Source organism: Halopseudomonas salina, assembly GCF_008641105.1.
Genome location: NZ_VTTI01000012.1, coordinates 57,927 through 84,609 on the forward strand (window position 1 = coordinate 57,927; position 26,683 = coordinate 84,609).

The 26,683-nt window shown below is 58.5% G+C and carries 25 protein-coding genes; 11 read left to right on the forward strand and 14 right to left on the reverse strand.

All coding sequences use genetic code 11. From position 1 onward, the window contains the following. Positions 1 to 5 precede the first annotated feature (5 nt). The 3 genes from FZF01_RS16575 to tldD are packed head-to-tail and all read left to right on the forward strand — an operon-like array spanning position 6 to position 6,172. Positions 6 to 3,872 carry a YhdP family protein gene (locus FZF01_RS16575; protein ID WP_150279188.1) on the forward strand — a complete coding sequence of 1,289 codons (3,867 nt, stop codon included), beginning with the start codon at positions 6 to 8 and terminating at the stop codon, positions 3,870 to 3,872. 5 nt (positions 3,873 to 3,877) lie between these two features. Then, positions 3,878 to 4,729 (forward strand): carbon-nitrogen hydrolase family protein, encoded by an 852-nt coding sequence (locus tag FZF01_RS16580; protein WP_150279189.1) that lies wholly within the window; start codon positions 3,878 to 3,880, stop codon positions 4,727 to 4,729. Next, the gene (tldD, locus tag FZF01_RS16585; protein WP_150279190.1) at positions 4,730 to 6,172 is read left to right on the forward strand and encodes a metalloprotease TldD; all 1,443 of its coding nucleotides are present in this window, start codon (positions 4,730 to 4,732) and stop codon (positions 6,170 to 6,172) included. It abuts the gene before it with no gap. Positions 6,173 to 6,216: 44 nt separating this feature from the next. On the opposite strand, the gene FZF01_RS16590 is transcribed toward tldD, so the two are convergent. Continuing rightward, a complete protein-coding gene (locus tag FZF01_RS16590; protein WP_150279191.1) occupies positions 6,217 to 6,699 on the reverse strand; it encodes an asparaginase domain-containing protein in 483 nt (160 codons plus the stop codon). A 30-nt stretch (positions 6,700 to 6,729) separates the two neighbouring features. Here FZF01_RS16590 and FZF01_RS16595 point away from each other — a divergent pair, with 30 nt between their 5' ends. The 5 genes from FZF01_RS16595 to FZF01_RS16615 all read left to right on the forward strand — a co-directional run bounded on the left by FZF01_RS16595 (position 6,730) and on the right by FZF01_RS16615 (position 10,605). After that, complete coding sequence (locus tag FZF01_RS16595) at positions 6,730 to 7,101, forward strand: GIY-YIG nuclease family protein (protein WP_150279192.1); 372 nt, start codon at positions 6,730 to 6,732, stop codon at positions 7,099 to 7,101. A 13-nt stretch (positions 7,102 to 7,114) separates the two neighbouring features. Then, the gene (locus FZF01_RS16600; RefSeq protein WP_150279193.1) at positions 7,115 to 8,050 is read left to right on the forward strand and encodes a glutathione S-transferase family protein; all 936 of its coding nucleotides are present in this window, start codon (positions 7,115 to 7,117) and stop codon (positions 8,048 to 8,050) included. Between the two features lie 216 nt (positions 8,051 to 8,266). Continuing rightward, positions 8,267 to 8,785, forward strand: a complete 519-nt coding sequence (locus FZF01_RS16605) for a hypothetical protein (protein ID WP_150279194.1) — start codon at positions 8,267 to 8,269, stop codon at positions 8,783 to 8,785. Between the two features lie 96 nt (positions 8,786 to 8,881). Next, positions 8,882 to 9,847: an ABC transporter ATP-binding protein gene (locus FZF01_RS16610; protein ID WP_150279195.1), complete on the forward strand. Its 966-nt coding sequence runs from the start codon at positions 8,882 to 8,884 to the stop codon at positions 9,845 to 9,847. Then, positions 9,844 to 10,605: an ABC transporter permease gene (locus FZF01_RS16615; protein WP_150279196.1), complete on the forward strand. Its 762-nt coding sequence runs from the start codon at positions 9,844 to 9,846 to the stop codon at positions 10,603 to 10,605. The genes FZF01_RS16610 and FZF01_RS16615 overlap by 4 nt, the downstream gene beginning before the upstream one ends. Here the strand turns inward: FZF01_RS16615 and FZF01_RS16620 are convergent. The 6 genes from FZF01_RS16620 to FZF01_RS16645 all read right to left on the reverse strand — a co-directional run bounded on the left by FZF01_RS16620 (position 10,595) and on the right by FZF01_RS16645 (position 19,402). After that, positions 10,595 to 12,538, reverse strand: coding sequence for a RecQ family ATP-dependent DNA helicase (locus FZF01_RS16620; RefSeq protein ID WP_150279197.1), 1,944 nt, complete (start codon positions 12,536 to 12,538; stop codon positions 10,595 to 10,597). The two genes, FZF01_RS16615 and FZF01_RS16620, sit on opposite strands and share 11 nt — an antisense overlap. A gap of 71 nt (positions 12,539 to 12,609) precedes the next feature. Further along, positions 12,610 to 13,620 carry a nucleoid-associated protein YejK gene (yejK, locus tag FZF01_RS16625; protein WP_150279198.1) on the reverse strand — a complete coding sequence of 337 codons (1,011 nt, stop codon included), beginning with the start codon at positions 13,618 to 13,620 and terminating at the stop codon, positions 12,610 to 12,612. A gap of 59 nt (positions 13,621 to 13,679) precedes the next feature. Beyond that, the gene (locus FZF01_RS16630; protein ID WP_150279199.1) at positions 13,680 to 16,529 is read right to left on the reverse strand and encodes a valine--tRNA ligase; all 2,850 of its coding nucleotides are present in this window, start codon (positions 16,527 to 16,529) and stop codon (positions 13,680 to 13,682) included. A gap of 129 nt (positions 16,530 to 16,658) precedes the next feature. Next, positions 16,659 to 17,258, reverse strand: coding sequence for a hypothetical protein (locus tag FZF01_RS16635; protein ID WP_150279200.1), 600 nt, complete (start codon positions 17,256 to 17,258; stop codon positions 16,659 to 16,661). Positions 17,259 to 17,261: 3 nt separating this feature from the next. After that, positions 17,262 to 17,693: a DNA polymerase III subunit chi gene (locus tag FZF01_RS16640; RefSeq protein ID WP_150279201.1), complete on the reverse strand. Its 432-nt coding sequence runs from the start codon at positions 17,691 to 17,693 to the stop codon at positions 17,262 to 17,264. Between the two features lie 218 nt (positions 17,694 to 17,911). Further along, positions 17,912 to 19,402 carry a leucyl aminopeptidase gene (locus FZF01_RS16645; RefSeq protein ID WP_150279202.1) on the reverse strand — a complete coding sequence of 497 codons (1,491 nt, stop codon included), beginning with the start codon at positions 19,400 to 19,402 and terminating at the stop codon, positions 17,912 to 17,914. Between the two features lie 150 nt (positions 19,403 to 19,552). Between FZF01_RS16645 and lptF the strand changes: the two genes are divergently transcribed. After that, on the forward strand, positions 19,553 to 20,656 hold the full coding sequence (gene lptF, locus FZF01_RS16650; RefSeq protein ID WP_150279203.1) for an LPS export ABC transporter permease LptF: 1,104 nt from the start codon (positions 19,553 to 19,555) through the stop codon (positions 20,654 to 20,656). Next, on the forward strand, positions 20,643 to 21,704 hold the full coding sequence (gene lptG, locus FZF01_RS16655) for an LPS export ABC transporter permease LptG (protein WP_150279204.1): 1,062 nt from the start codon (positions 20,643 to 20,645) through the stop codon (positions 21,702 to 21,704). The genes lptF and lptG overlap by 14 nt, the downstream gene beginning before the upstream one ends. Positions 21,705 to 21,726: 22 nt before the next feature. Here lptG and FZF01_RS16660 read toward each other — a convergent pair whose 3' ends face one another. The 7 genes from FZF01_RS16660 to FZF01_RS16690 form a co-directional block, all read right to left on the reverse strand. Beyond that, positions 21,727 to 22,221, reverse strand: a complete 495-nt coding sequence (locus FZF01_RS16660) for an RDD family protein (protein ID WP_150279205.1) — start codon at positions 22,219 to 22,221, stop codon at positions 21,727 to 21,729. Positions 22,222 to 22,253: 32 nt separating this feature from the next. Beyond that, positions 22,254 to 22,589, reverse strand: coding sequence for a HopJ type III effector protein (locus tag FZF01_RS16665; RefSeq protein WP_150279206.1), 336 nt, complete (start codon positions 22,587 to 22,589; stop codon positions 22,254 to 22,256). Further along, the gene (locus FZF01_RS16670) at positions 22,586 to 22,891 is read right to left on the reverse strand and encodes a DUF1244 domain-containing protein (RefSeq protein WP_150279207.1); all 306 of its coding nucleotides are present in this window, start codon (positions 22,889 to 22,891) and stop codon (positions 22,586 to 22,588) included. The genes FZF01_RS16665 and FZF01_RS16670 overlap by 4 nt, the downstream gene beginning before the upstream one ends. Before the next feature lie 83 nt (positions 22,892 to 22,974). After that, on the reverse strand, positions 22,975 to 23,352 hold the full coding sequence (gene folX, locus FZF01_RS16675) for a dihydroneopterin triphosphate 2'-epimerase (RefSeq protein WP_150279208.1): 378 nt from the start codon (positions 23,350 to 23,352) through the stop codon (positions 22,975 to 22,977). A gap of 2 nt (positions 23,353 to 23,354) precedes the next feature. Next, positions 23,355 to 23,912: a GTP cyclohydrolase I FolE gene (folE, locus tag FZF01_RS16680; protein WP_150279209.1), complete on the reverse strand. Its 558-nt coding sequence runs from the start codon at positions 23,910 to 23,912 to the stop codon at positions 23,355 to 23,357. A 19-nt stretch (positions 23,913 to 23,931) separates the two neighbouring features. After that, the gene (gene folM / locus FZF01_RS16685; RefSeq protein ID WP_150279210.1) at positions 23,932 to 24,633 is read right to left on the reverse strand and encodes a dihydromonapterin reductase; all 702 of its coding nucleotides are present in this window, start codon (positions 24,631 to 24,633) and stop codon (positions 23,932 to 23,934) included. A 450-nt stretch (positions 24,634 to 25,083) separates the two neighbouring features. After that, complete coding sequence (locus tag FZF01_RS16690) at positions 25,084 to 25,518, reverse strand: thiol-disulfide oxidoreductase DCC family protein (RefSeq protein ID WP_150279211.1); 435 nt, start codon at positions 25,516 to 25,518, stop codon at positions 25,084 to 25,086. Positions 25,519 to 25,664: 146 nt separating this feature from the next. Between FZF01_RS16690 and FZF01_RS16695 the strand changes: the two genes are divergently transcribed. Then, positions 25,665 to 26,639 carry a MerR family transcriptional regulator gene (locus FZF01_RS16695; RefSeq protein ID WP_150279212.1) on the forward strand — a complete coding sequence of 325 codons (975 nt, stop codon included), beginning with the start codon at positions 25,665 to 25,667 and terminating at the stop codon, positions 26,637 to 26,639. The last annotated feature ends 44 nt before the right edge of the window (positions 26,640 to 26,683 follow it).

Genomic DNA, 26,683 nt, shown 5'->3' on the forward strand with positions numbered 1-26,683 from the left:
ACCCGATGCAAATTCAACGCTGGTTGATCCGTGCCCTCGATGGGTTGATCGTCTTGTTGGTGGTCTGGCTGCTGGCAGCGGCTGCCTACGTCAGTCTGGGTCGCCAGTTTGTGCCGGCCATAGCTGATTATCGCGTTGAGTTGCTGGCCTGGGCGGAGGAAACTACAGGAAGAGCCATATCGCTGGAAAGTCTGCGTGGTGAGATGCAGGGTTCGCAGCCGGTGCTGAAGATGCAGGGTCTGCGTGTGCACGAGCAGCTGGATCCGGACAGTCCGACCCTGCTGGCGCTGGATAATGTGACAGCTCGGGTGGATATCTGGGCGAGTCTCTGGGAGCGCAGGCTGGTCATGGATGCGCTGCAGATAGAGGGGCTCGCGCTCGAGCTGGTCGAGGATGCGGATGGACGCTGGCGCCTGCACGGTCTGGGTGAGCGGCTTGCGGGCAATTTTGATCTGGATACGACGCTGGACATGGTGTTTGAGCAGCGTCGCATTACCTTGCTGAATACCCGTATTCTGGTCAGTCCCCATGAGCGACCACAGTGGGTCTTCCAGGATGGCGAAATAACGCTCCTGAACGGCCCTGGTTGGCACCGTCTGGATGGCAGAGTGCGTTTGCCGGAAGGGCAACAGGTGCGCTGGCAGGTCAGTGCATTGCAGGAGGGTAGTGCTTGGCAGGACATGTCAGTGGGATTCTTCCTCGATCTGCCGCCCATTGACTGGGTCGAGCAATTGCCCCCGGCATGGCTGGAGATGGCTCCGATCGATCAGATGGTGGTCGGCGGGCGCTTCTGGGGTGGTTGGGAGAAGCAGCAGCTAGAGTATTTTCGTGGACGGCTCGAGATGCCTCGGCTGCGCCTGGAACAAGCGCAGAATGTACCTGAGCTGACTGCGCTGGAGGCCGAATTTGCGTTCAGGCAGGGCGAGCGCCAGCGGCTGCGTATACAGGGGCTGGAGTTTGATCTTGGCGATCAGCATTGGCCACGCAGCCGGCTATCGCTGTGGCAGGATACAGCAAGCAGCGACTGGCAAATGCAGGCAGATACTGTGCCGCTGGAGATACTCGCGCAGCTGGTGCCTGCCAGTGTCTTGTCCGATCGGGCTGCAACCGCACTAGAGGCTTTGCAGCCTGTCGGCACCTTGAACGCGCTGTCTCTGCAGGGTGCTGGTCTGCCGGTAGACTGGCGCAGCCTGAGCATCAGCGCGATGCTTGAGGACGCGGGTGTTGGAGCCTGGCAGGGCGCGCCGGAAGTACAGGGTATCAGCGGGAGCCTGGCAGGCAGCCCCTTTCAGGGTCAACTGAGGGTAAGGAGCGATGATTGGTCGATGCACCTGCCCCGGCTGTTTCCCCAGTCATGGTCATATCAGCAACTCGTTGGACAGATGGACTGGCAATGGTCCGACGCCGAGGGATTGCGTCTGACAGCACCGGGTATGCGCGCGCAGGGTGTTGATGGTGTCGCAGCTGTCGCCTTGCAACTTCATCTGCCACCGCAAGGCCAGACCCCGACAATGGCGCTCAGGGTATCTCTGACCGACTCCCAGGCGACCTCCAGTGAGCATTACTTGCCGACCCTGTCGCCTGCCTTCAATCCGCAACTGGGGGAGTGGCTGAGCCAGGCACAGATTGAAGGTAGCGTGCCACTGGCTATTTTTGAGTATCAGGGGTCGCTGAGACGCGATGCTGAGCCCGGTGAGCGGTCCCTGTCACTGCATGCCCAACTGGATTCGGGCAGTCTGCTTTTTCAGCCCGATTGGCCGCGGCTTGAGAAGATCAGCGCTATTTTGCGACTCAAGGATCAGCAGGTAGTAATAGAAGATGCCTCCGCACGGTTGTGGGATACGGCTCTCACTGGTATCCGGGTGAACACATACCGCCAGCAACCTGCCGATGCGTTGCAACTGCGCATCGGCAGTGATTTCACTGGCCCGCTGGGTGATGCTCTGCGGCTCTTGCAGGACACCCCTCTTGCCGCAGCAACCAGTAACGCACTGCGAGGCTGGGAAGGGCAGGGGCAGGTTCAAGGGCAATTCGGGCTTGAGCTCCCGTTGCAAAGGGAGCGGGCAACGGTGGTGGATGCCCGTTGGCAGCTGGAAGCCGAGAGTCTCTCAATTCCGTTACTGCAGGCTTCTCTGGGCGAGCTGTCCGGACAGTTTGCCTTTACCTCTGATGCGGGTTTGCAAGCGAGTGAGATAAAGGCGAGCTTTCTGGGTCGCGCCATAGCAGGTGACATAAGCAGTCAGGCGGGTAGGCAGGAAGCGACATTCAATGGGCAGCACAGCATCGGCCAGCTCAAGTCGTGGCCGTTGCTTGCAAAGCTTCCCGCAGATCTGATGGCTGGTGAATTGTCATGGGAGGCCCGGGGCGCGTTGCAAGCAGGTGCTGCGTGGCTGCAGGTTGACAGCGATCTTGAGGGCGTGGAGTTGGATCTGCCGGGCCCGCTGGCAAAGTCGGCAGAGCGCTTGCTGCCAAGCCGCCTGACCTTGGCCCAGGATGGGGACCACTACAACTGGCGATTCAATCTGGGGCCGGATCTGGCGGGAGTGGTGCAGACAGGGGCGACTGCCTTGCGGGGAGATCTGCGCTACCGAAGTGGCGAGCCGTCATTGGGTCGAGAGCCGGGGCTTAGTGTCGGGGCCCGATTCGAACACGTTGAGCTGGCTGATTGGCGCAATTGGGTCGAGCGCCAGGGAGCTTTACCGTCGCTAGTGGGTCAATCTGGTGCTGTTTCAGGGCTAAGGCCCAGTGCAGCGATTAAAAGGGTCAGAACGCTGGATCTGCGCGCAGGCGAGTTTAGCGGCCTGGGCCAACGTCTGAATGATCTGGCGATCAGTGGTGTACGCAGTGATCAGGGTTGGATGTTCAATCTCGATCAGGCACGAGTGAGGGGGCAGATTACCTTGCCGGACCTGCGCTCCGAACCTGTGGCGTTCAATATGCAGCGACTTTCTCTCGCCAGTGGCGACAGCGAGCCACGGGTGGATGCATTGGCTAGTCCGCTGATCCCTGAAGACCCCCTGCGGGATGTGGATCCGCGAACGCTACCTGCCATGGATGTAAACATAGATATGCTGTCGCGGGGCAACGACCCGGTCGGGCCGGTGCGTTTTCAGATGCGCCCATCCGACCATGGTGCGCAGATCAGCAGTCTGTCGATGGACTTGCGTGGATTGCAGCTGGCGGGAGACCTGCAATGGCATGCCGGGGGCATGTCAAGCCAGTTCAGTGGGGGCCTGCAGGCAGGTGACATAGGCGGGGTGCTGAAGGCGTGGGGCTATGCTCCGACAGTGACCAGTGGACAATTTTCGACCACAGCGGATCTGACCTGGTCTGGATCACCGGCATTCTTCGCCTTGAGCCGCAGCACCGGGAGCATTTTGCTCGATGCGCGCAATGGCACGTTGCAAAGTGGTGAAGGGTCTGCGGACGCCTTGCGGGTCTTCGGTCTGCTCAATTTCAACGCCCTGACACGCCGCTTGCGCCTGGATTTCAGTGATCTGTTCGGGCGGGGTACAGCCTACGATACCTTGACCGCCGACCTGGCCCTGACCGACGGCGTGATGCGCACCCGCAGCCCCTTGGTAATGGATGGACCCGGGGCGAAAATGCAGCTTGATGGCCACATCGACCTGCCGGCCCGCAGCATCGATATGGGGATGCTGGTAACCTTACCGGTAACCAACAATCTACCGCTGGCGGCCATTATTGCCGGCGCACCCTATATTGGCGGGGCGTTGTTTCTCGCTGACAAGATACTCGGCGACCGAGTCGCTCGCTTTGCGTCGGTTAAATATCGCGTCAGCGGTGATTGGCAGCAGCCTACCGTCGATTTCGAGCGGGCCTTTGATAACGAGGCAGCCCTGGAGGAGTGATTCATATGCATCTTGTAGCAGCGATACAGATGATCAGCGGTCCTGATGTTCAGGCCAATCTGGACCAGGCGGCGCCACTCATTGCACAGGCAGCGCAGGCCGGGGCCAAGTTGGTGTTGCTTCCGGAGTGCTTTGCGGCCTTTGGTAATCGTAGTTTGAAAGAAATCGGCGAAGCGGAATGTTCCGGTCAACAACCGATCACCCGCTTTCTGTCCAGACAGGCCAGCAAACATGGGATCTGGTTGATCGGTGGCAGCATCCCCCTTCCGCGGGCTGCGGGGAAAAAGCCCATGGCCTGTTGCCTGGTCTTTGACGACCAGGGGCAGCAGGTTGCGCGCTATGACAAGTTGCATCTGTTCGATGTGGAGGTCGAGGATAATCATCGTAGCTATCGCGAATCCAAGGATTACGGTTACGGCGATGCCATCGTTTGCGTCGATACACCGGTCGGTCGGGTTGGGCTGAGCATCTGTTATGATGTGCGCTTCCCGGAGCTCTATGTGGCTTTACGCCAGGCAGGCGCCGAACTCATTGTCGTCCCTTCGGCATTTACCGCGGTCACCGGCGCTGCCCACTGGGAGGTTCTGCTAAGGGCACGGGCTATCGAAACCCAGTGTTACATTCTGGCCGCCAATCAGGGTGGGCTGCACCCGGGCGGCCGTGAGACCTTTGGCCGCAGTTGCCTGGTCGATCCCTGGGGCGAAGTCATGGATTCGCTGACCACTGGGGAAGGGGTGCTCTGCCAGAGCATCGATCATGATCATCTCAATACTATTCGCGCGCGGATGCCGGTTGACCGGCATCGTCGCCTAGTGCCTGCGCAAGCCATTGTCGCAGCCGCCAAGGAGTCAGACTGAATGAGTAATGTACTAGCCCAAGTGGAAAACCGCCTGCTGATGCCGGCCGATCTGAGTCCAGACAGCGTTGCAGCTGTGCTCGGTCAACTGGTTTCGGCCCCGGGCGTGGATGCTGCCGATCTGTATTTCCAGCACCAGATCAGCGAGTCCTGGGTACTGGAAGACGGCATTGTCAAAGATGGCAGCTTCAACGTCGATCAGGGTGTTGGTGTGCGGGCCCAGTCGGGCGAGAAAACCGGTTTTGCTTACAGCAACGACGTGCGCCTGCCTGCGTTGAGTCAGGCGGTAGGGGCGGCGCGTTCGATTGCCCGTTCCGGCCAGACCGGCAGCGTTAAGGCCTGGGATCGCGGTAACAGCACCGCCCTGTATGCCGCTGACAATCCGCTGGATGTCATGGCCCAGGCTGAAAAGGTCGCTTTCCTGCAACGCCTGGACGCTTATACACGAAGCCTGGACTCGCGTATCACGCAGGTGTCGGTAAGCATGGGCGGCGTGCACGATACCGTACTGGTTGCTTCCAGCGACGGCACCTGGGCTGGTGATATACGCCCGTTGGTGCGGCTGAACGTCAGTGTCATTATCGAGAACAAGGGGCGTCGTGAGCGTGGCAGCTCCGGTGGTGGCGGACGCACCGACTACCGCTTCTTTGAAGCCGAAGAGCGCGCCATGGGTTATGCCCGTGAAGCGGTGCGTCAGGCGATAGTGAATCTGGAAGCCATTCCAGCTCCGGCCGGCAGCATGCCCGTGGTAATGGCGCCTGGCTGGTCCGGGGTTCTGCTGCACGAGGCCGTCGGCCATGGCCTGGAGGGTGACTTCAACCGCAAGGGCAGCTCCGCCTATAGCGGCCGGGTAGGTGAGAAGGTAGCGTCCAGCCTGTGCACCATAGTTGACGATGGAACGCTTCCGGGCCGTCGCGGGTCACTGAGCATGGATGACGAGGGTAACCAGACCAACTGCACCACGTTGATCGAGAACGGCATTCTCAAGGGCTACATGCAGGACAAGCTCAACGCCCGCCTGATGGGCGTGCCTGCAACGGGTAACGGTCGACGTGAGTCTTACGCGCACCTGCCGATGCCGCGCATGACCAACACCTACATGCTGGCAGGCGAGAGTGATCCTGCGGACATCATCAAGTCGGTGAAGAAGGGTATTTACTGCGCGAATCTGGGCGGTGGTCAGGTTGACATTACCAGCGGCAAGTTTGTGTTCTCCACCAGCGAAGCCTATCTGATCGAGGACGGCAAGATCACCGCTCCGGTCAAGGGCGCAACGCTGATCGGTAACGGCCCGGAGGTGATGAATCGTGTCTCCATGGTCGGCCACGACCTGGCGCTGGATAGCGGTGTAGGTACCTGCGGCAAGGACGGCCAGTCACTGCCGGTGGGCGTGGGCCAGCCCACCGTGAAAATTGATCAGATCACTGTGGGCGGCACGGGCTAGAAAGTAACCCTCTTCGGCCGGCTGGCCGGACCACAGTCAGATTTTCAGGTGCTTTCGAAGCGCCCAGCCAGGCGGTTCTTTTTCACTTGATCGGCCGGAAATACTCGGCCGCTCATGGCGATATACACGCCGTGGCCCAGGGTATTGAGCGCACCGACGGCCAGTCCCAGGTTGAACAGTGCGTCCGAGTCCCTGAAACGGGCCGGCTGCATGGCCCCGGTCAGCACAATCACTTTACCCTGAATATCTTCGAGACAGGCACCGGTAACCGTCATGGTATCGGTGCCATGGGTGATCAGTACATGCTCATAGGGGCACGCAGCGACTTTGTCGTGAATCAACTGCCGATCTGCGTCGTCGAGCTCCAGGCTGTCCTTGCGGATCAGCGATTCCACTGCATATCCTATTGACACCCGGCCCTGCTCCAGCAATTCGCCCGCCATGGGTTCACCGATCTGGTAATCGCTAAGCGCATCATGATAGAGCTTGTCGAGGGTGCCGCCAGTACCGAAAATCTGTATAAACATGGGTTCACTCCAACAGTGATGGATATCAGTATGCCTGTTGATGGGCCTGAAAACAGCACCGAACACAGCCCGGAGCCCGCTGAGGAGAGAGCCTGGTGGGTATACATGGTGCGAGCCGAGAACGGTCACCTCTATACCGGCATCAGCACTGATCCGCGGCGTCGCTTTGCTCAGCACCAGCGTGGCAAGGGCGCCAGATTTTTCAACCGCAGTCCCGCCAGCGCCCTGGTCTGGACCGAAGTCTGTACCGATCACTCAATAGCACTTCGCCGCGAGATTGCCATCAAGTCACTGAACAAGCGGGCCAAGGAGCGACTGATCAGTCAGTTCAATGGCGCATCATCAGGTATGGCGAGTGACTGTGCAGTGCCTGACACACCAGCTAAGCTGGGTTCACCCTGACTGGAGAATACCCATGAGTGAACTGATTCTGCACCATTATCCACAATCCCCATTTGCCGAAAAAGCCCGTCTGATGCTGGGCTTCAAGGGGCTTGCATGGCAGTCCGTGATGATTCCTGCGGCAATGCCAAAACCGGATCTGACTGCTTTGACTGGCGGCTATCGGCGCACACCAGTGATGCAGGTTGGTGCTGATATCTACTGCGATACGGCCCTGATCGCCCGTTTGCTGGAGGAGACCAAGAGCACCCCGGCACTGATCCCCGAAGGTCGCGAGGCAGCAGCTACTGCCTTGGCGCAGTTCGCCGATCAGGTACTGTTCCAGCACGCAGTTGCCATCAATTTTCAGCCTCACGGTCTGGCTGCCCGCTTTGCCGGCGCTCCCGAGGCCATGGTCAAGGGTTTCATGGCTGACCGGCAGAAGCTTTTTCAGGGTGGTAGTGCCAGTCGTCTCGACGCTTCGGTGGCCCTCTCACAATGGCCAACGCTGTTGAGCCGTCTGGAAACCCAGTTGCAGCGCGACGGTGAATACCTGCTTGGCAGCCAGGCTTGTATTGCTGACTTTGCCTACTATCATCCGTTGTGGTTCGTGGCCAGCAACAAGGCAGTGGCGAACATGCTCGAGGGTTATCCGGCGGTCGGCGAGTGGATGGCTCGCATAGCTGATTTTGGTCACGGATCGCATGCCGATCTGGATCCGTCCGATGCCGTGCAGATAGCTAACGAAGCGACGCCCCGGACTTATTCGGCAAGCGACTTTGTCAGTCCCGATGGTCTGCAGGTGGGTCAGGCAGTGCAGGTCAACGCTGTGGACTACGGAACCGACCCGGTCACCGGTGAGCTGGTCTATGAGGATGCGGAAGAGATCGTCGTGGCCCGCGAAGATGATCGGGCCGGACGCGTTCAGGTGCATTTCCCGCGTTACGGATTCCGCATTCAGGCGATTTAATTACAGGGCATCCAGATCGAACGGACCGGCGCAACGCCGGTCTGACTGGCTGGTTTATACTTGGCAGGCTTGATCATTGGGCTGTCACTGGTCAACATGTATCGCCCCGCCACGGCATCCGCCCAGCGGTAACCGAACCCGTCAGCAGGCCCCTCAGGCGCAATGGTTGCAACTACGAACACACTCTTGCATTACCGGTCTCTTGTCGCAGCAGTCATGTTGCTTGCTATGCCGTGCGCCGTGCTGGCCGATTCAGCCACTGCAGTGGGTCAACCCGAGGACGCGCAGACCTATTGCGCGGGACCTGTGCAGGCGTTTGCGCTGGCGCTGGAACAGACCGATCCAAACCAGGGTGTGAATGAGCCGCTACGCGACCAGTTCCTGCAGGATCTCGAGCAGTGCAGAACCGTCTACCGATACCACCTGAAGCGACTGGCCGATGATTTTACCGATCTGCCAGCCGGCGCCTATTGCCATTCGGTGCGCAGGGAATTTACCGAATCAGAGGATCTTTTCGACATCGCCGCAGCGCGGGCGCAGCAGTTGCCCCTGGAGAGCGAAGAGGAGCGCGAGGTGGCAGCGGATTTCTTTCTGCAGGCCGGCGCGGCGCTGGTGCGGGCGGTAAACGGGCTGTTCCTTCTGCGCCATGGCATCTGTGAGGAAGAGCGAATAGCACCATTCGATCAGCACCCCTTTAAAAACGACATCGGCCGGACATATCCCCACATCCAATAGCGTCGGGTGAATAGCCCGGTGGACCGGTACGCGTGCGATGATAACGGGCTTTTGCGGCGCTGGCGGCTGCATCACCCATGCGTGAATGGAGAAAACGTGAACGACATTATTCAGGTCACCGGCCTGACGAAAACCTACGCTTCGGGATTCCAGGCGCTCGATAAAGTCGACCTGAATATCCGGCGGGGTGAAATATTTGCCTTGCTCGGGCCCAATGGCGCAGGCAAAACCACGCTTATCAGTATCATTTGCGGGATTGTCAATCCGACGGCGGGGCGGGTAGTGGTCGATGGTCACGATATCGTTCGCGACTATCGTGCAGCGCGCACCGCCATAGGTCTGGTGCCCCAGGAACTGACCAACAACATGTTCGATACTGTCTGGGCGACGCTGAAACTCAGTCGGGGCCTGTTTGGCAAGCCGGCGGATGCCGCGCATCTGGAAAAGGTGCTACGAGACCTTTCGCTTTGGGACAAGCGCAACGAGAAGATCATGAGCCTGTCCGGTGGCATGAAGCGAAGGGTCCTCATTGCCAAGGCGCTGTCACACGAGCCGGACATCCTTTTTCTGGACGAGCCGACCGCTGGTGTGGACGTCGAGTTGCGTCGTGATATGTGGGAAATGGTGCGCAAGCTGCGGGCCAGCGGGGTAACGATTATCCTGACTACCCACTACATCGAGGAGGCCGAGGAGATGGCAGACCGCATCGGCGTAATCAACGGTGGCAAGCTGATACTGGTCGAAGAAAAAGCGGCGCTGATGCGCAAAATGGGTACCAAGCAGCTGAGCATCCATCTACAACAACCCCTTGAACAGATCCCGGTTGCCGTTGCGGACTATCAATTGGCGCTCGAACAGGAGGGTCATATTCTGGTTTACACCTTCGATGCGCTGAAGGAGCAGACCGGTATCGCCGAATTGCTCCGTACCCTGGCGCGCGAAGGCATCGAGTTCAAGGATCTGCATTCAAGCCAGAGTTCGCTTGAGGATATCTTCGTTGGGCTGGTGCATAACGCGGGCGAGTCGGTTTCCGCACCGCAACGGGCAGGGGAAGCTTCATGAATCTATACGCGATCAAGGCGATTTATCAGTTTGAGATGAACCGAATGCGCCGCACTCTTCTGCAGAGCCTGGTGTCGCCAGTTATCTCGACTTCCCTGTATTTCGTCGTGTTTGGTGCCGCGATAGGCTCGCGCATGACCGAGATCGATGGCGTGAGTTATGGCGCGTTCATCATTCCCGGCCTGATCATGTTGATGCTGCTCAACGAAAGCATTTCCAATGCATCGTTCGGCATCTATATGCCCAAGTTCACCGGCACTATTTACGAAGTACTTTCCGCACCGGTATCACCGACCGAGATCGTTATTGGTTATGTGGGCGCCGCGGCTACCAAGTCGGTCATTCTGGGTCTGCTGATTCTGCTCACAGCGAAAATATTCGTTCCCTACGAGGTCCAGCATCCGGTCTGGATGTTTGGATTCCTGGTCTTGACGGCCCTTACCTTCAGTCTGTTCGGTTTCATCATCGGGATCTGGGCGGACGGTTTCGAGAAGCTGCAGATCATTCCGCTGATGATTGTCACGCCGCTTGCCTTTCTTGGCGGCAGCTTCTACTCGATCAACATGCTTCCACCGCTGTGGCAGACCGTGACGCTGTTCAATCCGGTGGTCTATCTGATCAGCGGATTTCGCTGGAGTTTCTACGGTGTAGCTGATGTACACATAGCAGTCAGCCTGGCGATGACCAGTGTGTTTCTGATTACCTGCATCGGCATTGTCTGGTGGATTTTCAAGACGGGCTATCGCCTCAAACCGTGACTAGCTGGCTTCTGATCTTCGCATAGGGGTAGGCCTGTAGTTCGCCAAAGCCGGAAATCTGCCGTGCTTTCATACGGGTGAACAGGGGCGTAGTGATACCACAGAGAAACCGTGTGATGCTTTCCGGGCCGGGCGGACTTCCAGTCAATGCGCTGTGTCGTTCGATGAAGGCGCCGGCGATTGTGGTTAGCCCAACTGTGTCCGGTGGCGACAGCTGCGGTGGCCCGGGTAGTGGCGCGTATTGGCCCTCGCATACCGAGCAATGCCCACAGTGCTCCGGAGCCTTATCATCGCCGAAATGCAGCGCGAGGCTGTGGCTCAGGCATTGGTTGGCCGCGAACAGTTCGATCATCGCGTGGATGCGACGTATCTCGCTCTGCTCCTGGGCCTGGAAATAACCATGTAGCTCTTCCGCCAGCGCCTGCGGATTGAATGTCCGGTCGAGCAGCGCATAGACCTCGGTCATCTGCTTGCTCTCCATCTCGATCCAGCCCTGCTCCTGAAAATAATCCAGCGCCTTGATCGCCCGACTGCGTTCTGCACCGTGCTGTTGCCACAGTGCGTCGAAATCGACCGTGCACCAGGTGCGCGCCAGTGTAGAGGTACTGATAATCGCCTGAACGAACTGCTGGCGCTCGCCCTGAAAACGCCCGAGGATCTGCTCCGGTGTCAGCAGGTATTTGAAGCGGTATTCGGCAAAATAGGCATAACGCGGCGCGATGATTGCGCGCAGTTCGAGTTGCACCAGCAAGGTCTTGAGCGGTAATTGGCGAATATTGCTTTGGGAGGAGAGGGCATTGAGCATGATCTCCCACTGACCTTGTCCGCCTGGTCCCGTTTCCGGGATGGCCAGCAGGTCATCAAGCACCGCGCGAATCCCGCTTAACTCGGGTGTGTCGCCATAAACAAAGTTCTCCAGCACATTGAGATTGTCGCGATTGGCGAGAATCAGGCAGCGCGACGGCTGACCATCGCGTCCGGCGCGGCCGATTTCCTGGCTGTAGTTCTCGATCGATTTTGGCAGATCGTAGTGCACCACATTGCGGATGTCGCTCTTGTCGATGCCCATGCCGAAGGCAATGGTGGCGACAATGCAATTGATCTGCCCGGCCATGAACTGCTGCTGGATCGCTTCCCGGCGCTCGTGCGCAAGACCCGCATGGTAGGCGCTGGCCTCGATACCCTGAGTGCTTAGCTGGCGCGCCACATCCTCGGCGGTTTTCTGCTGGGTGACGTAGACGATGGACGCTTCGCCCGGCTTGGCTACGAGCCATTGCACCAACCGGGCGGGTTTGGCAGTGGCCGCTACGGGTTCCACGCCCAGATGCAGGTTGGGCCGGTAGAACCCCGTGGTCACCACATCCTCCGCGGCAATAGCGAATCGGGCCTGCATATCGGCGATCACTGGCGGCGTGGCGGTGGCGGTCAACAGCAATACCTGGGGTATGTTCAGTTCCCGCTGGTAGGTTGGCAGTTTCAGGTAGTCGGGGCGAAAGTTATGACCCCATTCGGAGATGCAGTGGGCCTCGTCGATCACCAGCAGAGAGATGGGGACTTGCTGGATGAAATTGCGAAAACGCTCGTTCTTCAGGCGTTCGACCGAGATCATCAGGATTTTCAGTTCGCCATTGCGTGCCCGCGCCATAACGCTGTTGGCCTCATCGCGCCCCTGGGCTGAATCGATACTGCCGGCGGCGATACCGTGGCGCTCGAGGAACGCCAACTGATCCTGCATCAACGCCAAAAGAGGCGAAACGACCAGAGTCAGGTGCGGCAGGTGTAGCGCCGGGAGCTGATAGCACAGGGATTTGCCGGAGCCGGTGGGGAATATCGCCGCGGCGGAACGGCCGGCCAGCACCGACCTGATGGCCGGCTCCTGGCCGGGGCGAAATTGGTCGAAACCGAAGGTATCCAACAGGGTTTGTCTGATCATCAGGCTATGGTGCTCGATTTACGCAGCGTTGTCTGCGACCTGCCTCACAATCAGCTAAACCCTGGCCTGTTCTAGCGGCCTTTCTTGTTGCGCAATTGCTGCACTAGCCCCTTGGGCGGATGCTTGATCACCAGTGAATCCTGGCCTTCGTCATACTCTACCTGCTCACCCAGCAGATGCGCTTCGAAGCTGATGGAGAGGCCATTGGCCTTGCCGTAGAAGCGCATGAAATTGCTCAGGGTGCGCTTGTCCGCCGGTATCTCCGGAGACAAGCCGTAATCCTTGTTGCGGATGTAATCGTAGAAGGCGCGCGGCTGTTCTTCATCGATTACCCCGGAAAGCTCTTCAAGCGCGACCTGTTCGCCCTGGCGGGCCTGGCTGTTGACGTAGCCGCTCATGGCCTTGGTCTTGTCGCGCAGGGTATCGGGCTGAAAATCCGCTTCGCCGACATAGTCGCTGAAGGCCTGGAGCAGGGTAGTGGTCTCTTCCTCCGGATTGGCCCCTTCGATACAGCCGATGAAATCACGGAAGTAGTCCGAGACCCGCTTGCCACTGCGCCCACGAATAAACGAGATGTATTTGGTCGACTGGGCGTTCTGCTTCCACTCGGTCAGGTTGATGCGCGCGGCCATGTTCAGGCTGGACAGATCCAAGTGCCGAGCCTGGGCGACCTCTAGGTTGTCGGTGACGGTAACGCCTTCGGTATGGTGCAGCAGCGCAATAATCAGAAAGGCAGTCATGCCCTGGCGGTAGCGGATGTAAAGCACGTGGCCGCCCAGTGCCAGGTTGGAGCCTTCCATCAGGGTCTTCAGCTGCTCGCTAGCCTGGCGCGAGAAGCCAATGAAATCCTGCTCGCCATCGATGAGTTGCTGCAGCCAGCCACTGAAGGGGTAGGCGCCACTTTCCGGTTGAAAGTAACCCCAGGCCTTGTTCGGTTTGCTGTTGTAGGCCTCGATCAGACCGGCGAGCAGTTGCTCAAGCGCTTCGGAGTTGGCCAGCTCGCTATCGCGCAGGCTGAGGCTGGCGGGCTGGCCGTCAGGCTTCTTGTGAATCTGATGAACGATACTGTTGTCGATGGGCATGGTATCTCTTCTGTTGCAGGGGCCGGGCGGGCCGGATTCTGATCCGGCCCGCTTCAAGCCTAGAGGCTGGCGATATGGCTACGTTGTTCGCTGAGCTGGGCAATGGCCTTTTCGGCGTCGGCGAGCTTGCCGCGCTCCTTGTCGATGACTGCTGGCGGCGCCTTGTCGACGAAGCCGGCGTTGCTCAGCTTGCCGCCGATGCGCTTGGTTTCTCCTTCGAGACGCTGGATTTCCTTGTCCAGGCGAGCCAGTTCGGCGGCCTTGTCGATCAGTCCGGCCATGGGTACCAGCACTTCCAGCTCGCCTACCAGGGCGGTGGCCGACAGGGGAGCTTCGTCGCCTGCTGCCAGCACGATCACTGACGATAGCTTGGCCAGCTTCTTCAGGAATGCCTCGTTTTCCTGCAGGCGGCGGCGATCTTCGTCACCGGCATTGCGCAGCAGCAATTCGAGTTCCTTGCCGGGGGCCACATTCATTTCACCGCGAATGTTACGCACACCCAGGATCAGACCCTTGAGCCATTCGATGTCCTGCTCGGCGGTTTCATCCAGACGACTTTCATCGGCCTGAGGCCAGGGCTGCAGCATGATGGTCGGGCCGCTTTTGCCCGCCATCGGTGCAATGCGTTGCCAGATCTCTTCGGTGATGAAGGGCATGAACGGGTGCGCCAGTCGCAGGGCGGCTTCGAGCACCCGCACCAGTGTCCGGCGAGTGCCGCGCTGGCGCTCGGCAGGTGCATTCTCGTCCCACAGCACCGGCTTGGATAGTTCCAGGTACCAGTCGCAGTACTGGTTCCAGATAAATTCGTAAAGCGCCTGCGCGGCCAGGTCGAAACGGAACTGGTCGAGCTGGCGGGTCACTTCGGTCTCAGTGCGTTGCAGCTCCGAGATGATCCAGCGATCGGCGAGGGTCAGCTCCACGGCACTGCCATCGATACCTGTGTCCTTGTCTTCGCACTGCATCATCACGTAGCGCGCGGCGTTCCAGATCTTGTTGCAGAAGTTGCGATAGCCTTCCACCCGGCCCATATCGAACTTGATGTCGCGTCCGGTGGAGGCCAGTGAACAGTTGGTGAAGCGCAGGGCGTCGGTGCCGTAGGCGGCGATGCCGTCGGGGAATTCATCCCGGGTCTGCTTCTCGATCTTCGCCGCCATCTTTGGCTGCATCATGCCGCTGGTGCGCTTGGACACCAGGGACTCCAGGTCGATGCCGTCGATGATATCCAGCGGGTCGAGCACGTTGCCCTTGGACTTGGACATCTTCTGGCCCTGGCCATCCCGTACCAGGCCGTGTACGTAGACCGTCTTGAAGGGTACCTGGGCGCTGCCGTCCTCATGCTTCATCAGGTGCATGGTCAGCATGATCATGCGCGCGACCCAGAAGAAGATGATGTCGAAGCCGGTCACCAGCACGTCGGTCGGGTGGAAAGTCTTCAGTGCCTGGGTCTGCTCGGGCCAGCCGAGGGTAGAGAAGGTCCAGAGGCCTGAGCTGAACCAGGTATCGAGTACGTCTTCATCCTGACGCAGCACAGCGTCGCCCAGATTGTGCTTGGCGCGCACTTCTGCTTCGTCGCGGCCGACATAGACATTGCCTGCCTCGTCATACCAGGCCGGGATGCGGTGGCCCCACCACAGTTGGCGGGAGATGCACCAGTCCTGGATGTCGCGCATCCAGCTGAAATACATATTCTCGTACTGCTTGGGTACGAACTGTATGCGACCGTCCTCTACGGCGGCGATGGCCGGCTCGGCCAGCGGTTTGGTTGAGACATACCACTGGTCGGTCAGCCAGGGCTCGATGACCACGCCCGAACGGTCGCCCTTGGGCACCTTGAGGGCGTGGGGTTCGATCTTCTCGAGCAGGCCGGCGGCGTCGAAGTCGGCGACGATGCGTTTGCGCGCTTCGAAACGATCGAGCCCGGCATAGGCTTCGGGCAGGCTCGAATCGACAGTGGTATTGACGCTGCCATCGATATTGAAGATCTGGGCGCGGGGCAGGATGGCCGCGTCCTTGTCGAGTATGTTGATCAGCGGCATGGCGTGGCGCTTGCCGACTTCATAGTCGTTGAAGTCGTGGGCTGGGGTGATCTTCACGCAACCGGTACCGAACTCGGGATCGCAGTAGTCGTCGGCAACGATCGGGATGCGTCGGCCCACCAGCGGCAATTCGACGAATTTGCCGATCAGTGCCTGATAACGCTCGTCTTGCGGATTCACCGCTACCGCGGTATCGCCGAGCATGGTCTCGGGCCTGGTCGTGGCGACGATCAGATAGTTCTTGCCATCGGCGGTAATGGCGCCGTCAGCCAGAGGATAACGCAGGTTCCACAGTGAGCCGGTCTCGTCGTGGTTCTCGACTTCCAGATCAGATATGGCTGTATGCAGCGCCGGGTCCCAGTTCACCAGGCGCTTACCGCGATAGATCAGGCCGTCCTCGTGCAAACGCACGAAGGCTTCCTTGACCGCTTCGCACATGCTTGGGTCCATAGTGAAGCGTTCGCGGCTCCAGTCCACCGAGCTGCCCAGGCGACGGATCTGGCGGGTGATGTTGCCGCCGGACTCTTCCTTCCATTCCCAGACCTTTTCCAGAAACTGTTCACGGCCCAGGTCGTGACGCGACTGACCCTGGGCGCCGAGTTGACGTTCTACCACCATCTGCGTCGCAATGCCGGCGTGGTCGGTACCAGGCTGCCACAGGGTGTTGCGGCCCTGCATGCGGCGGAAGCGGATCAAGGCGTCCATGATCGCGTTGTTGAAACCATGGCCCATGTGCAGGCTGCCGGTCACGTTGGGTGGCGGCAGCGCAATGGTGTAGGACTCGCCCGAGCCCTGGGGTGCGAAGTAGTTGTTCTGCTCCCAGTTCTGGTACCAGGAAGATTCGATGGCGTGGGGCTGGTAGGTCTTTTCCATGGGTATGCTGGGTATCCGGTTGGTCAGTCGGCGACGTGCAGGCCGGTTGCGCCGTGGGCGGGGCCGGAATCGTCGCGAAAAACGGGCATTATAGCGGGCACGGAGCATCAAGGCCCAGCCCGCAGGTACTTATTTAAGTTGTTCGCGCACCATCTGTTGCAGCTTGTCCTGCAGGCGATTGCGCAGTTCGGCCTCAATGGTCGGCATCAGGTCGTCGATGACTTCCTGTAGGATCAACTGGGCTTCGGCCTGGAGGCGGGCTTCCATGCGAACTTCCCGGGCGCCGGTGTGGGCGCTGTCGCGCCTGGTGCTTTGCCTGGTCGCGGGGTGCGTCGGGGGAGGTGGTATGTGGCCGGCCATCAGGCGATCCAGCTGCACACGTTCCTCGGCCAGTCTGGCCAGTTGGTCATATGGCAAAAATGGGTTGGGCTTGGGTGCGGTGGGTCTTGCGGGTAACGACGGCAAGGGAGCGGAGGCCGGCGAATGGGGCTTATCGATTACCACAGGGGTCAGCGGCTGACTGAGATCCAGGCCTGGTGCATCGCTAATAATGTCTTGCAGCAGCGGAATATCAAGCTGGGCGTCTTCACTGGTAGTCGCTTTCTGCAAGCCTGAGTCAAGGTGGGAGGCTGAAGCGTTCTGCGCTTCAGCAGGCTCGTCCAGCAGAGTGCGAATGGACTCCAGATCCTTGAGCAGACGTGATGGTTCTGAAGGGTCGCGCTGCGCCATGATTCATCCCGCTATCCGTATCTGATGGGTCTGGTGAGGATAGCCCCGTTCGCGGTAAAAGCGAAATCGCTCGCGTGCTGGCAAGCGCACGGGATCGTGTTCGATAACGATCTCGGCCATCCGACTGAAGCGGCTGAACGAGTCTGCAGTAGTGTCCGCCAGGTTGATCAGCAGATCGTTGTGCGCCGCGGGCGGTTCGCCGCAACCGCAGACCACGGCTTGTTGAGCGTCGTCTGAAGCCAATGCGTGGGGTAGGAAAGTATCGGCGCGAAAACTCCATAAAAGCCGATCAAGCGTTTCTGCCTGTGCTTCATCGTTGCAGTTGATGTAAACGCGGTGTCCCTTGCTCCAGGCCTTGTGGGCCAGTCGGCAGGCATAATCCAGTCGCAGCTCCGGATTGGCGCTGGTCAGCAGGTAGAAATCAATACGCGTCATAGAACCCTCAGCTACAAGCTACAAGCTACAAGCGGCAAGCGGCAAGCGGCAAGCTACAAGCTACAAGCTACAAGCTACAAGCTACAAGCCTCAAGCCTCAAGCCTCAAGCCAAAAGCCAAAAGCCAACCCCAAACTGTTGGCTTCCAGCTCCTGCGCCGATGGTTCAGCTCGCACGGCCAACTTGCCGCTTGAAGCTTGTCGCTTGCCGCTGTTTTATTTAGCCGGCCTGGTTGAGCAGATATTGCATCAGCAGGGGTACGGGGCGGCCGGAGGCGCCTTTATCCTTGCCGCCGCTGGTCCAGGCTGTACCGGCAATATCCAGGTGCGCCCACGGATAGGCCTTGGCATAGCGCGACAGGAAGCAGCCAGCGGTAATGCTGCCCGCCTTGGGCCCACCGATGTTGGCCATGTCGGCGAAGGGGCTGTCCAGCTGCTCCTGATATTCATCGAACAGAGGCAATTCCCAAGCCCGGTCATCGGCCTGCTTGCCGGCGCTGAGCAGTTGCTGCACCAGTTCGTCATTGTTACCCATGACAGCCGAAGCATTGCTGCCCAGCGCCACAATGCACGCGCCTGTCAGGGTGGCAATGTCGACCACGCTGGCTGGCTTGAACTTCTCGGCGTAGGTCAGCGCATCGCAGAGCACCAGGCGGCCTTCGGCGTCGGTATTGAGGATTTCGATAGTCTGTCCGGACATGCTGGTCACAATATCGCCAGGCTTGGTAGCAGTGCCACTGGGCATGTTTTCCGCCGCAGCTACCAGGCAGACAATGTTAATCGGCAACTGCAGGACCACGGCTGCTTTCATGACGCCAAAGACCGTAGCTGCACCGCACATGTCGTACTTCATTTCGTCCATGTTGGGCGACGGCTTTATGCTGATGCCGCCTGTGTCAAAGGTTATGCCCTTGCCGACCAGAACATGGGGTTTGTCCTTGGGTTTGCCGCCCTGATAGCTCATGCGAATCAGCTTGGCTGGCTCGGCGCTACCAGCGCTGACTGATAACAGGGCGCCCATGCCGAGGGCCTTCATGTCCTTTTCCTCGAGAATCTCGACGTCCAGTTCCTTGTAGGCCTTGCCCAGCTCTTTGGCCTGGCTGGCCAGATAGGATGGCGTGCAGACATTGCCAGGCAGGTTGCCCAGCGTCCGGGTCAGGTCGATGCCGTCGCCGATGGCCTGCGCGTGTGTTACGGCACGCTTGAGCACTTCCGCGTCAGCCTTGTCAGCCGACCAGACCAGGCATTTTTTCAGGCGCGGCTTGATGGCCTTCTGCGTCTTGAACTGGTCAAACTGGTACAGATTCTCGCGTACGGTTTCCAGCATCAGGCGGGCTCTTGAATACAGATCCCGACCGGTCACCGGCAACTCGGCGAGCGTGATCAAGGCGTCAGTGGCTCCGCCATCTTTCAGCGTGTTTATGACTTTTTGCACCAGCTTGCGGAACTGTCTATCGTTGAGTTCAGCTTCCTTGCCGCGACCTACCAGCAGCACCCGCTGGGCTGTCACGCCCGGCAAGCCGAATAGCAGCAGCGTTTGACCGCTCTTGCCGGTGATGTCGCCATGCTTGATCGCGGCGCTGATCTGGCCGCTACAGGCGCGGTCGAGTTCGGCAGCAGGGCCATCAAGATCCGCTCCCTCGCTGATGGCTACGACCAGACAGCCGCTCTTGATGGTTTCCAGTGTGCCGTGCTTGACGTTGAAGTCCATTGGTACTCCCCAAGACAAATGATGTTGATTGACTGATAATACAGTCCGCGAGCCGGACTGCCATGCGCCATGACCGGAGTTGCGCTTGCAACCAGACTCGATATCCCCTCATTCTGGCTCATTCGTGGGCCTGGGGCCAAGGAAGTTATTGTGATTGTTTTTCGTTATCTAAGCCGTGAAGTCCTGATAACCCTGACTGCCGTCAGCGGCGTGCTGCTGCTTATCATCATGAGCGGTCGTTTCATCAAGTATCTGGCGCAGGCAGCAGCAGGTCAGCTCGATCCCGGTGTGCTGTTTCTGATCATGGGTTACCGGCTGCCGGGCTTCGTGGTGCTTATTCTTCCGCTGGGCATGTTTCTGGGTATTTTGCTGGCCTACGGGCGTATGTATCTGGACAGCGAAATGACAGTGCTGTCGGCCAACGGGTTCAGCGACCGACGTATTCTCTGGTATACCCAGGGCTCGGCGCTGGTCGTGGCTGCGATTGTGGCGCTGTTGAGTTTATGGGTAGCGCCGGCAGGCGTGCTCAAGACGCAACAGCTATTCAACGAACAGGCAGCCATGACTGAGTTCGACACGCTGGCTGCCGGTCGCTTTCAGTCTCTGGGCAGCGGCCAGCGTGTGACCTACGCGGGTGGGCTGTCGGAAGATCGCACGCAGTTGCAGGATCTTTTCATTACCGAACGCGCTGGCGGTATGGATGACACCCGGGTAGGCGTGTTGGTAGCGGAAACTGGGCGCCAACAGATGAATGCCGACGGTAGCCGTTATCTGGTGCTATACGACGGATATCGCTATGACGGTACTCCCGGAACAGCGGACTTCAGGGTCATCAGCTATGACACCTACGGCGTATTGTTACCCAAGCCTGAACTTGCCACCGAAGTAACAGATCACGAGGCAATGCCAACACTGGCGTTGTTCGGACAGACGGATGTCGATTTGCAGGCCGAGCTGCAATGGCGACTTGCCATACCCTTGCTGGTATTTGTGGTCGCCTTCTTTGCGGTGCCCTTGTCCAGGGTCAATCCGCGGCAAGGGCGTTTTTTGAAATTGCTGCCTGCGGTCATGCTGTATATGGCCTATCTGGCGATGCTGATCAGTGCTCGCGGCTGGATGGAATCCGGGAAGTTGCCACCTGCACTGGGGCTGTGGTGGGTGCACGTGTTGTTTCTACTCATAGGCGTTGCTCTCAATCGGCAGGCTCTGATGCGCCAGCCTGCCCCACGGGAGGTCAGCCATGCGCATTCTTGATCGGCATATCGGTTCCACTGTGCTGTTCAGTATTCTGGTTGTGGCGCTGATTGTGCTGGGGCTGGACCTGCTCTTTGCCTTTATCGGCGAACTGGACGACGTCGAGGGCAGCTACGGCGCACTGGATGCGCTTGTATATACGCTTTTCACCCTGCCACGACGGTTGTACGAGATGCTGCCTCTGGCGGCCCTGATCGGTTGTCTGATAGGCCTGGGTACCCTGGCGAGCAATTCCGAGCTGACGATCATGCGTGCCGCTGGCGTATCGATTCCGCGTATTGTTGCAGCCGTCTTCAAGCCATTGCTGGTGATCTTGCTGGCTGGCGTGCTGCTGGGTGAATACGCGGCACCTTACAGCGAGAATATTGCCGAAAGCCGACGTGCTATCGCTCAGGGTACGGAACAGGCTTTCAAGTCGCGGGGTTTCTGGCATCGTGAAGGGAATGATTTTCTGCATATCAATGCGGTGCAGCCCGATGGTGCGCTGCGGGGCATTACTCGCTACCGCTTTGATGGCGAGCGTCAATTGCTTGAGGCCAGTTTTGCCAGTCGTGCCGTTGTCGAGGAAGAGACCTGGTTGATGACGGACGTGCAGACCACGCGCTTCCCCGAGTCTGATCGTACGGAAGTCGTAGCCAGCGCACAGGAGCGCTGGAATGTATTACTGTCGGCGGATTTGCTCAGTGTGGTGGTGCTCGATCCCGAAGTGCTCTCTCTTTCCGGGATCTGGCACTATCAGAGTTATCTGGCCGAGCAGAACCTGAGCAATGCACAGTACCGGCTGGCCTTCTGGAAAAAACTGCTGCAACCTCTGGCGACGCTTGCCCTGGTGTTTGTCGCCATTTCCTTCGTATTCGGCCCGCTGCGCTCGGTGACTCTGGGACAGAGAGTTTTTACCGGGGTGCTGGTTGGGTTCAGTTTTCGCATTATCCAGGACCTGCTTGGGCCTTCGAGTCTGGTTTTCGGCTTCTCACCCCTGATGGCAGTCATGGCGCCAATTCTGGTGCTCTTCGTGCTTGGTGGCGTGTTGCTGAAGCGGGCTGGTTAAGCGCAAACGCGCTCGGGCGCGCTCACTTTTTGAACGTGCCCTTGGGCAAGGTGACCAGTTCGGTGCCCGATGCCATATCGTGCCAGGTCCGGGATTTCGAATCCCATATCGACCAGGCAAAGCCGAGTCCCAGAGAGAGCCAGGCAACTTGGGCGACCAGAAACCGGATGACCGCCTGCCGCCGAGTGATAGCCATACCGCCGGGTTGCTGGACCCGAATACGCCACACCTGCATTCCCAGGGTCTGCCCCTTGAGCGTCCAGAAAATCAGATAGAACAGCAGGCTCACCCCGAAAATGATCAGCGTCAGCAGGTAGTCCCCGATAAACCCCCCCGCCTCTGCCTGTTGCTGTGCGACCTGCTCACCCGTGAAGAAAATATGGATGCCCAGATAGGCAAAGGTGATAACCATCCAGGCCGCGATCAGAAGAAACAGGTCATAGCCGGCGACCATCAGTCGTCGTCCCAGGGAGGTAGCCGGAAAAGCGCCGGCAGGATCAAGTTGTCTAGTGGGCATCGAGGCTCCGCAGCATCTGTGGCGAACGGCGCTTAACGCCGGGTCAGGGGGGATGAGTCAAACTTGACCGCTGCGAGACCATGGTCGCGCAGCGCACGGATGTTGGCGTGGTCTTGGCCATCCGGGTTTGCCAATACGGATTGATAATGTTCGGCAAAGCATTGCAATGCTTGAAGGTCATCGAGCCCAAGGTCCAGAGCCATCGCCAGTACCTTGCACGAGCCCTGATTCTCCCCTGCGTTATTGCGGACCGGGCCATTATCGAAGCCGCTCGGTTGATACAGATAATGCGCATCAATAAAACCAAGGGTATCGCTGAAACGATGATCCGGTGTCCCGAGCGTGTCGAGCAATTGTTGGCGTTTCACCCTTTATCCGCTCCGCGCTGAGCTTTCTCGAATGCAGCCTGCTGCGCCGGACTCGCTTCTTTCTGGTGATGAGCTTTCCATTGCGCGTAGGGCATACCGTAAATGGCTTCTCTGGCCTCATCCATGCTCAGCTCGATCTCCATGTCATCGGCGGCGGCCTTGTACCATTTGGACAAGCAGTTGCGACAGAAGCCGGCCAGGGTCATCAACTCTATATTCTGAACGTCCTTACGGCTGTTCAGGTGGGCTAGCAGATCACGAAATGCTGCAGCTTCCAGTTCGATACGCTCTTGCTTGGTCATGTTCGGCTCCGCGGGTTGAAACGGCAATTGGGCGCTGGCTGCGATCATACTGACACCGCGCATTGGCAGCAATAATTTGCCTTTCAGGCTTCCCGCTCGGCGCTCAGTGCAATAGAAACAGATTCGGCGAAGCGCAGTGCGTGGGGCTTGTCGACTTCAACCTCGGCGTACCTCACCTGAGTATGAGCCATAACCAGGTCAAGAATTTCCTGGGTGAGACGTTCGAGGAGGGCAAACCGGTTTTCCTCGACGTGGCTGATGACGGCCTTGGTAATAGTCCGGTAGTTGAGAGCCTGGTCGATCTGATTGACTTCCACTGCCTCGGCCGCCGGATACAGGATGGTCAGGTTGATCACCACATCCTGGCGATTGAGGATTTCTTCCTCCTTGATGCCTATATAGGTGCGCAACCGCAGATCCTTGACTCGAATGCGCGCCATGCCGGGTGTCAGCTTGCTCATGTTCACCGTCCGATCAGTTGCAGAAATTCCTGCCGGGTGTTGAAGGACTCGCGGAAGGCGCCCAGCATCACCGAGCTGTGCATGGAGGAATTCTGCTTTTCCACGCCGCGCATCATCATGCACATGTGCTTGGCCTCGATGACCACGGCCACGCCCTTGGCATTCGTCACCGACTGCAGAGCGTCGGCTATCTCGCGCGTGAGGTTTTCCTGAATCTGCAGGCGCCGCGCGTACATGTCTACGATGCGTGCCACCTTGGAAAGCCCTATAACCTTGCCTGTTGGTATGTAGGCCACGTGAGCCTTGCCGATAAATGGCAGCATGTGGTGTTCGCACAGAGAGTAAAGCTCGATGTCCTTGACGATGACCATCTCGTCATTGGTCGAGGCAAACAATGCGCCGTTGACGATCTCTTCCAGGGATTGGTCATACCCCCTGCACAGAAACTGCATTGCTTTTGCCGCTCGCTGTGGTGTGCCCTTGAGCCCATCTCGCTCGGGGTCTTCGCCGAGGTTGGAGATGATGTCGTGGTAATTGCGGGTGAGGTTTTCTAGGCTCATCTGAGGAGTCTCTTCAGGGTCATTTCAGGTGCCTGCCGCCATTCAGGGTCAGACTGGTACCGGTTACGTAGGTGTTATCCATCAGATAGCGGATGGACTGGTAAACCACTTCCGGACCGGGCTCAATGCCCAGCGCCGATTTTTCAAGCGTTTTGCGGCGGTATTCGTCGTTATCGTCAGTGTTGAACATGATCAACGCGGGGGCGATCGAGTTGACTTTGACGCGTGGCGCGAACTGTGCGGCGAAGGACAGGGTGAGATTTTCCAAAGCCGCCTTGCTCGCACAGTAGGCCATATGCTTCTTGCTTCCACGCTGGGCCACGTGATCGGTAAGGTGGATGATATCGGTTACCTGTTGGGGGTCCAGCAAGGCTTCTGCAGCTCTGTTGATGAGGTAGGGCGCCTGTACATGCACCATGTACATCTGCTGCATGGCCTGCGCACCCTGGTGATCATCCAGCCACAAAGACGCGTTATGGACGATCGCCCTTAGAACAGGTGCGCGTTGGTGTAAACGACGTATAAAGTCTTCAATCCCTGCCAGGGTTGAAAAGTCCGCCAGCATGACTTCAATACCATTCAGTGGCTGGTCCTGCCATTCGGGCCGCATGGTACGGCAGGTGATGATTACCCTGTAACCATCCTCAACCAGACGCCGGGCACAGTGAAGTCCCACACGTTGTGCACCACCTGTAATCAGTATGGTTTCGCTGATCGTCATAGGCTTCTCTTGTTCAGGGTTAGGACTCGGCCGTTCAGTCCGGGGGTACAGCGGCAACGGACCAAACGGCCAAATCCTTTGCTAAACTTATACGAGATTAGTAATCTGTACAGTATATTAGTATTGCCATTTGCTTCTTGTGTTGCACAAACCGAGCAAGAGGCATTCCCGGTACGATCAAGGCAGGAAGACTCCAGTGAATCTCAGACAACTCCGTACTGCGTGGCGTGAAGGCAACGTACTGAATATCAATATTATCACGCATAGTGGATTGAATCGTTATGCGGTTAGGGTAGTTACGCGGGAAGCTGGAACTGTGATGGTGACGGGGAGCGATCGCAGCCCGATATACTGGTTATCCGTGATGCAGTTGCAGAGGGAACTGCGCCGCCATGGGGTAACGTCTCCTGTACTGCAGGTGACAGTTGCGCAGGATGAGGTCATAGGACGCTAGTTGCGCTTCTTCTTTGGCGCGCATCGATCGCTCTCGCAGATGGTGTCAGAATCAGCTCCCGGCATGGGTATGATGCGGGCCAGAGTGGGGCGTAGGCGACAGAATTGACGGTATGCCCACAGCCAGAATGGGCGCGCCCAAGACCAGTTGAGCGGCATCACCAGCCAGTCCAGCCCCACGGACATGTAACTCCAGTACGTCGCGTCAATTCCGGTGACCAGTTTTCCATCCCTGAACTGTGCATGCAGGCAGTCGAGCATGTCTGCGCGGGTGAGGCCGGGCAAGGGCATGACGGATGGCTGCGTTATGTCCACCAACTCAAGTCGACCCTTATGATTTCGTCCCTGAAACATGCGTATTTCGCGCAGACACAATGGACACTCACCATCGTAATACAGTGTCAGAGGCCACTCTGGGTTGTTGATTCGCACAGGATTGCTCCGTTCGGCGTAAGACTGCGTGTGTACATGCTTTTGCTGCTGCGCAAGTTCTGTACAATAGGCAAGCAATCTAACGGGCCAGATGCGGTTTCCGCAAACGCTAAAGGCCTTGATACCGACTTCCTCTGTAAACAGATATGACCAAAACCAACGATCCGATGTATGCAGCCCTTGATGCGGAACTGGAGGGCGAAGATCTTTACCCGATACGAGAAGTTTCGCGCCTGACCGGCGTCAATCCGGTCACACTCCGTGCCTGGGAGCGTCGCTACGGATTGTTGGTTCCTCACCGTACTGATAGCGGGCACCGATTGTATTCCATGGCCGACATAGAGCGCGTACGCAAAGTCACGGCCTGGATTGATCGTGGCGTGGCGGTGAGCAAGGTCGCTTCAATTATTGACCGGGAAGTAGCGGTCAGTCAGGCCTCAGTCGTTGAACATGAGTCATCGAGGGCTGATGGTGCTGCCGGATTGAGGGAATGGCAGGCGAAGCTGGTAGACGCGGTCAACAGTGTCGATCTGGGTCGACTCGACAGTGTCTACGGCCAGGTATATTCCACCTTTCCAGTTGTTACAGTCCTGCGCGACATCGTACTGCCTGTTTGGCAGATGTTCCGCGATAACGCTGACCCGAACGGGATTTCCGGCCAGTGGTCATTCCTTGATGCCTTTGTGCGGGGTCGTCTGTTCCAGCGCATAAGCTACCTGCGTCCTGGCTTGCCGACGGTATTAATGGCGGCCCTACCCGGATATGGTCATGAGTTCGAGTTTTTGAGTGCTGCTGCCGTTGTTGCAGAAGCTGACGCGAACGTCACCCTGGTGCCTGGCATTTCTTCCTATGCAGAACTGACTGCAATGGCGGAACAGTCTGGCTGTGACCTTTTGCTGCTTTACGGCAATCACGCTCTGGATCCCGAGGCGCTCAGCAAGAGCCTGCCTCGCCTGGAGCAGTCACTTGCCTGTCAGGTTGCAGTCGCTGGCCCTGTTTGCGCAGTGCAACCTGCCGAGTTGGAGAGGGCTGGAATAAGGGTTCTTGCAGTGCAGGGGCAGGAAGTCATCACCCAGGTGCGAGGGCTGCTGATGGGGCGTTTTGATCCGCCGCCCAATTGACGGCATCGTTTGGAATATCTGGTTACGTACGGGGCTGTACAAAA

Coding starts and splice junctions, on each gene's coding strand:
- FZF01_RS16600 (WP_150279193.1), top strand. CDS start 7,115: ATGAGTGAACTGATTCTGCACCATTATCCACAATCCCCATTTGCCGAA.
- FZF01_RS16635 (WP_150279200.1), bottom strand. CDS start 17,258: ATGGCGCAGCGCGACCCTTCAGAACCATCACGTCTGCTCAAGGATCTG.
- folE (WP_150279209.1), bottom strand. CDS start 23,912: ATGAGCCTAGAAAACCTCACCCGCAATTACCACGACATCATCTCCAAC.
- FZF01_RS16640 (WP_150279201.1), bottom strand. CDS start 17,693: ATGACGCGTATTGATTTCTACCTGCTGACCAGCGCCAATCCGGAGCTG.
- folX (WP_150279208.1), bottom strand. CDS start 23,352: ATGAGCAAGCTGACACCCGGCATGGCGCGCATTCGAGTCAAGGATCTG.
- yejK (WP_150279198.1), bottom strand. CDS start 13,620: ATGCCCATCGACAACAGTATCGTTCATCAGATTCACAAGAAGCCTGAC.
- FZF01_RS16670 (WP_150279207.1), bottom strand. CDS start 22,891: ATGACCAAGCAAGAGCGTATCGAACTGGAAGCTGCAGCATTTCGTGAT.
- FZF01_RS16580 (WP_150279189.1), top strand. CDS start 3,878: ATGCATCTTGTAGCAGCGATACAGATGATCAGCGGTCCTGATGTTCAG.
- FZF01_RS16615 (WP_150279196.1), top strand. CDS start 9,844: ATGAATCTATACGCGATCAAGGCGATTTATCAGTTTGAGATGAACCGA.
- FZF01_RS16620 (WP_150279197.1), bottom strand. CDS start 12,538: ATGATCAGACAAACCCTGTTGGATACCTTCGGTTTCGACCAATTTCGC.
- FZF01_RS16605 (WP_150279194.1), top strand. CDS start 8,267: ATGTTGCTTGCTATGCCGTGCGCCGTGCTGGCCGATTCAGCCACTGCA.
- FZF01_RS16575 (WP_150279188.1), top strand. CDS start 6: ATGCAAATTCAACGCTGGTTGATCCGTGCCCTCGATGGGTTGATCGTC.
- FZF01_RS16645 (WP_150279202.1), bottom strand. CDS start 19,402: ATGGACTTCAACGTCAAGCACGGCACACTGGAAACCATCAAGAGCGGC.
- FZF01_RS16590 (WP_150279191.1), bottom strand. CDS start 6,699: ATGTTTATACAGATTTTCGGTACTGGCGGCACCCTCGACAAGCTCTAT.
- folM (WP_150279210.1), bottom strand. CDS start 24,633: ATGACGATCAGCGAAACCATACTGATTACAGGTGGTGCACAACGTGTG.
- FZF01_RS16595 (WP_150279192.1), top strand. CDS start 6,730: ATGCCTGTTGATGGGCCTGAAAACAGCACCGAACACAGCCCGGAGCCC.
- FZF01_RS16695 (WP_150279212.1), top strand. CDS start 25,665: ATGACCAAAACCAACGATCCGATGTATGCAGCCCTTGATGCGGAACTG.
- FZF01_RS16630 (WP_150279199.1), bottom strand. CDS start 16,529: ATGGAAAAGACCTACCAGCCCCACGCCATCGAATCTTCCTGGTACCAG.
- tldD (WP_150279190.1), top strand. CDS start 4,730: ATGAGTAATGTACTAGCCCAAGTGGAAAACCGCCTGCTGATGCCGGCC.
- FZF01_RS16660 (WP_150279205.1), bottom strand. CDS start 22,221: ATGCCCACTAGACAACTTGATCCTGCCGGCGCTTTTCCGGCTACCTCC.
- lptG (WP_150279204.1), top strand. CDS start 20,643: ATGCGCATTCTTGATCGGCATATCGGTTCCACTGTGCTGTTCAGTATT.